We start from the raw sequence: 5913 nt of genomic DNA, 5'->3' as shown, positions 1-5913 counted from the left end.
GAAGTGTACGAATACATCGTCTCCTGCTTCGCGTTCGATGAATCCGAAACCTTTTTCTGCATTAAACCATTTTACTTTACCTTGTTCCATTGTTGTTTCCTCCTCGTGTGCTTAGCACACATTGTGTTACTATCCTTGCTCAGTTCTTTAAGACAGAAAGTTTTGCACTTATTATCCTACAACCAACAAAAATAATTCTTCCTAAGTATAACAGGGAATTGCTAGAAATGCAAATAATTATTATTAATGCTTTTTGTTTTTCAAAATTATGATACACTTTCAGTTTTGTTTTTCACACGTACCGATGAAAAATTCTGCAGACTGACGATACTTCCTGTTAGGATAATCGTAACCAAAACCGGCAGCAGCCAACCCAGTCCATTGTGATAAAAAGGCAACACGCGTTCATAAAAGTTAACAATCTTCTCCAGCCAGCCGAAATATTCGATTCCAAGCAGGTCGCAGAATGTTTTAAAGCCATCAATGATACTGATCATAAAGGTGACTATAATAACAGCTGCATAAACAATTCGTGAATGATTAAACAATTTCGACAAAAATGTCAGTAGCATTAACGCAATCGCCAATGGATATAACAACATTAATACGGGAATGGAAAAATTAATGATATTCGATAAACCAAAGTTTGCAATCACAAATGAAACGAGTGAAAAAAACAACACCCACATTTTATAACTGATCTTAGGAAGCAATGTATGGAAGTATTCACCGCACGCTGTCATTAAGCCAATGCTCGTAGTCAGACAAGCGAGCAGGATAATAACTGATAGCATTACCGTTCCGAACGATCCAAAATAATAGGAAGATGCCTTCCCTAAGACGGGACCTCCCGTATCAAAAAGTCCGAATGCGCTTGTGCTCGTCGCCCCTAGATAGGCAACACCAACATAAATGATTCCAAGAAAAATCGTTGCAATCAACCCAGATTTAGCTGAAGCTAATAGGATTCCTCGGGTGGTGGTAACACCCATTGAACGAATCGAATTGATAACGATAATCCCAAATACAAGTGATGCAAGAGCATCCATCGTGTTATAACCTTCCATAAAACCTTTCATAAATGCGCCATTAGCATAAGCAGCTTGTGGCGCTTCAATTGAACCAAGCGGTTTGACAATGACCATAACTAATAAGATGAAAATTAGTACAATGATCGCTGGAGAAAGAATTTTGCCTACGCGATCTACTAGCTTTGCTGGGTTTAATGAAAACCACAAGGTCACGATAAAAAAGAGTAAGGTAAATACGAACAAGCCAACATGGCCATGACTCTCGCTCACGAACGGGGCAATCCCGATATCATAGGCGACAGCTCCCGTCCTTGGTGCCGCGAAAAATGGCCCAATCGTTAAATAAAGCAGGGAAGTAAAAATAACCCCATAAACTGGGTGGACACGGCTTGCCAGTTCCTCTAAATTCTTGCTTCCTGAGAAACCCATTGCGAGAATCCCTAGAAAAGGCAGCCCGATTCCAGTAATTAGGAAACCCGTAATGGCCAACCAAACGTTAGAACCGGCATTCTGACCAAGTGCCGCCGGAAAAATTAAATTTCCTGCTCCGAAAAATAGGGCAAATAACATAACTCCTATAACGAAATACCTTGAAAATGGTAATTTATTTTGCATTTTAACTACTCCTACCTAGTTGTTTCTTTCGTTAATATTCAATATAATCCGAGAATAATATTACTATTCTCTCAACCTAATATCAACCTATTTTTGAGATTAATTAGATAATTTCGACAGGAATATAATAATACATTTATAACATTTTTACTATCATTTCATAATCTGCAAAAGATACCAATCTGTTCCAATCAAAAGATATATACTATTTCAATATAATTGATATTTGCAATTAGGATAACAAAAAGACCTTTATCCCATTTTCAGCAAAGGCCTTTTTGATATACCTCTTACATTTATGGAGTTTCTGTAATAAACTTTTGAATCAACTTTTGTCCAGATTCATTTTCAGTATATAAAAATGATACTTGTTTGCCTTCCTTCAATAGCGGTAATTGCTTGATGGCTTCCTCCGTTAACTGAAAGGCTACCTTTTTGCCTTCGATATCGATTTCAATTGTATGGGGATCCATTTGGCCAACGAGCACACCGCTCCCTTTGCTAAACGAATTTTTAACAATAAAGTCGGTCACAACTTTGGATTCCTCTTCTTTTGCTGTTAAGAATACCTCGATTTTATAGCGGCCATTAGGAAGACTTGAAATCGTAAATTTCTTAGCGATTTCTTGATTACTTCCTAACTTTAATATCTTAATGGCTTGCGTTGACATGACTTCATCCGAATATTGTTTGACTTTCTTCCCTTGTAAATTATAAACAATATAATCTGCCTCTAACCCGCTAGGAAACGTTAGCTTCTGGGACTTTTCTGAAAGATTTTTAACCTTGTACTTAATAATCATTGAATTGTTCTCAGGCTTCGTTTCGATCGTAGCATGAAATTTAGCAGCAATCTCATTCTGTTCTGGAACCTCAGTTTTGGTACCTTCTGCGCTCCCCTTTGATGCAGACTCTGTTTCACACCNNTTAACGTTTCTCATTTTTCCTCCCCTTTTCCAAAAGAGAATTTGTTGGTCTTAGACATATAGTCGCCGAAAAGAAGAACATAGTTACATCTTTTTTAAATAATTAAATTCGACAAAATCATCTAAAACAAAAAAATTGCCATAAATATAGGATAACCCCCTACATGTACGGCAACTTTTTTAGGATATGTGTTTTATTTCGACTTCAATTCCTCTAATAAAGGAAAAAGTTCTTCCAAATGTTTTATCTCAAAAGTAGGAATAACTTCATTTCTAGCTTTGTCATGTCGGTTAATCCAGACTGTTTTGATTCCTGCACGATTTGCTCCTAAAATATCGGTCATGAGATTATCCCCCACCATAATGACATCATCCTTATCAACCGACAATAACTCAAGTGCGTGTTCAAAAATGGTCGGGTCCGGTTTCCCTCTACCAAAATCCCCTGAAATAACAATGTGGTCAAAATATGGAACCAGCTCCGGCGTGATCTCCAATTTTGTTTTTTGAAGGTCAGGTGAACCGTTGGTTAACAATAGCAGTTGATAATTTCCTTTCAACCTATCTAGAATCTTAAAAGATTCCTCATATACAAATGGTAATTTCCTGCGTTCCTGTGGAAAACGTTCCGCCAGCTCCAAGCCAAAATCAGCGTCATCTACTCCCATTGCTTTCAAACCAGCTGTCCAAGCATCTTTCCGGTAGACAGGCACCATTTCCTTCATCTTTCTAAAATCATCTTGATCATCTAAAAAGTTCCCCCATAGCCCTTCAAACGGATTGATGCCAATCATTTGCGTGAAAGGGTAAAATTCATAGCCGGCATAAATGCTTCTCGCAGCATCGCGAACGGCCTCTTCTAGTTGATCCGCATTTACCCCAGACCGCTCCTCTGCCACTTTACACGTAGCAACAAAAGCTTCCTTTACACTTTTTTGATCCCAAAGCAGTGTATCATCTAAATCAAAAAAAATCGCTTTAACCATCGTAATCTTCCCCTTGTCCAAGATGTATTTTACTAGTTTACCATTTTACAAAATAAAAATATATGATTCTGAATTTTTTATTATTTCAAAAGGGAAGAATTCGATTTTTAGGATGATATTGTTAATACATTGTTTTTGGATGTTAATTCGTGAAGGGCCGGGTCCACGGTAACATTATTTCCGACAACTATTAAATGTACGTCTGGATCCTTTGATACAAGGATGACACCATTCTTAATCACTGTTTGGCTGCCGATGACGGCATTTTCGATCCAAGCGTTCTCTTCAACGATGGTATTTGGCAAGATGACGGCGTTCTTGATTCGTGCCCCCTTTCCAACCTTCACCCCGCTAAAAACAACAGACTTTTCGATTGTGCCGTATATTTCACAGCCTTCGCTTAGTAAACTTTGCTGAGCCTTTGCGGATTGATCCAAATATAAAGGTTCCGCATTATTTTCGACAGTATGAATTTTCCACTCCGGATTTTGCAGAAAAATGTTTGTCTCCTTATTTAAAAGATCTAAATTAGCATCCCAAAAACTCCGGACCGTCCCCACATCTTTCCAATAGTTGTTGAAATAATAGGCATATAGCCCTCGTCCATCACACAGTATTGAAGGAATGATATCCTTGCCAAAGTCTCGATTTGTAAATTCTTTTTGCTCCTCCTGCAGCAAGTACTCTTTTAACACTGGCCATTTGAAATTATAAATACCCATCGATGCTAAATTCGTCGTCGGATGTTCCGGTTTTTCTTCAAAATCGATAATTTTATAGCTTTCCTTCTCCATTTTTATAAGTCCAAAGCGGCCGGCATCTTCCCACGGAACCTCAACGACAGCTATAGTACAATCCGCGTTCGTTTCAATATGCTGTTCAAGCATCAAAGAATAATCCATTTTATAGATTTGGTCCGCAGAAAGAATCAGAACATGCTCTGGCTTATGCTGCTCGATAAATTCAATATTTTGAAATACAGCATGGGAAGTCCCTTCATACCATTCTACACCGGAGCTATTGCGTTGAAATGGCGGCAGAATCGTCAAGCCCCCATATCGATTATATAAGTTCCAATAACTGCAATGGCCAAGATGAGAATGCAGTACATAGGGTCTGTATTGCGTTAAAATCCCTACAGTCTCAATTCCAGAATTCTTACAGTTACTCAAGGCAAAATCAATGATGCGGTACTTCCCACCAAAGGGGACTGCTGGTTTAACTAGTGATTTTGTCAGCAGGTTTAACCTTGTACCCTTCCCGCCAGCCAATAACAAAGCAATCCATTTTTGTTTTTTCATTGTTACCCTCCTCGTAAAATTAGTTCCTTAAATGTGAACATCTATAACATCTTCATCTACTTTTATTATCTCCGTTTTCTTCCATTTTTCCGTTGAACCTGTTACAGCTTTGTGAAAGTGACCAGCTTTTTTATCGACACCAAAAGCACACAAACTCTAATATTAGCTAGTATTGTCGGAATTTTTGAAACTAAATTTTTTTCATAACAAAAAAACTGCCAGTTCTTGACGATCACCTCGACAATGAAATGGCAGATCTTTTAATATTTGTACTTAATTTAGGATTCGCTTCTCTCCTTCAATTGCTTTGATTGGATCGATATTTTGGGTAAATTCCAGCGTACCGATATACTTTCCGTTCTCATCACGGACCGCAAAGTAGCGAATGTAAACATATTTATCATTGAACTTAATCCAAAAATCTTCACAGTCCTTTTTGCCAGACTTGAAGTCTGCCAATAACTCCTCTACAACATGAACACTTCTTGGCGGATGACAGTTTTGGACAGTTCTGCCAATGACCGCTTTCGTCCGTGCAAATATTCTCTCCTTCCCGTGTGAGAAATAACGGACCACATCATCGTGATCAATAAAAGTGATATCCACTGGTAAATGTTTAATAACAGCCCCAGCTGCTTTAAGGAGAGAATCCCTGTTTCCAACTTAATATACCCTTCAGAGATGGCCTTTTCTTCTAAGGCTTTTCTCTCAGGCTTCCAAACCTCAGCAGAATCGATCAGGCAAAAACCAATTTCATCACTTTCATGGGCAATTTTGACCCATTCATCTTCCGTAAAATTATTTAAGGCCATCGGGAAAAGAATGTTCTCTTCCTTATAAATCATCCCTGCTACCTCTTGAATGACATAATTTAAAACGGCAATAACTGCTTCCTGATCGCCATGATAATTGGCAAGTTTCTGCCTGCAATCCTTAATTGCGTCCCGAATGAAATCATCAATTCTCCACATGTTGGTGGTCGGGCCGAAGATCCCGTACTTTTCTAAATAAGGAAAAATCAAATTTTCTTTACGGCTATAGTGCTTTTCAATAT

5 protein-coding genes and 1 pseudogene are annotated in these 5913 nt (G+C 38.3%); all 6 read right to left on the bottom strand.

The annotated features are described in order from the left end of the window. Positions 1 to 90: cold-shock protein (locus V7659_RS14520; protein ID WP_335540611.1), on the bottom strand; the 90-nt coding region annotated here is incomplete at its 3' end. A 176-nt stretch (positions 91 to 266) separates the two neighbouring features. Then, complete coding sequence (brnQ, locus tag V7659_RS14515; RefSeq protein ID WP_335540610.1) at positions 267 to 1646, bottom strand: branched-chain amino acid transport system II carrier protein; 1380 nt, start codon at positions 1644 to 1646, stop codon at positions 267 to 269. Positions 1647 to 1942: 296 nt separating this feature from the next. Then, the gene (locus V7659_RS14510; RefSeq protein ID WP_335540609.1) at positions 1943 to 2587 is read right to left on the bottom strand and encodes a BsuPI-related putative proteinase inhibitor; all 645 of its coding nucleotides are present in this window, start codon (positions 2585 to 2587) and stop codon (positions 1943 to 1945) included. Between the two features lie 179 nt (positions 2588 to 2766). After that, on the bottom strand, positions 2767 to 3558 hold the full coding sequence (locus V7659_RS14505) for an HAD family hydrolase (protein ID WP_335540608.1): 792 nt from the start codon (positions 3556 to 3558) through the stop codon (positions 2767 to 2769). Between the two features lie 107 nt (positions 3559 to 3665). Next, positions 3666 to 4859, bottom strand: a complete 1194-nt coding sequence (locus tag V7659_RS14500; protein WP_335540607.1) for a glucose-1-phosphate adenylyltransferase — start codon at positions 4857 to 4859, stop codon at positions 3666 to 3668. Between the two features lie 273 nt (positions 4860 to 5132). Next, positions 5133 to 5913: pseudogene (locus V7659_RS14495) on the bottom strand (DUF438 domain-containing protein); the annotation flags it as partial.

It is taken from the genome of Neobacillus drentensis (assembly GCF_036966985.1).
Lineage (GTDB): Bacteria > Bacillota > Bacilli > Bacillales > Cytobacillaceae > Neobacillus > Neobacillus drentensis_E.
This window is presented reverse-complemented; position numbering and strand designations above follow the sequence as displayed.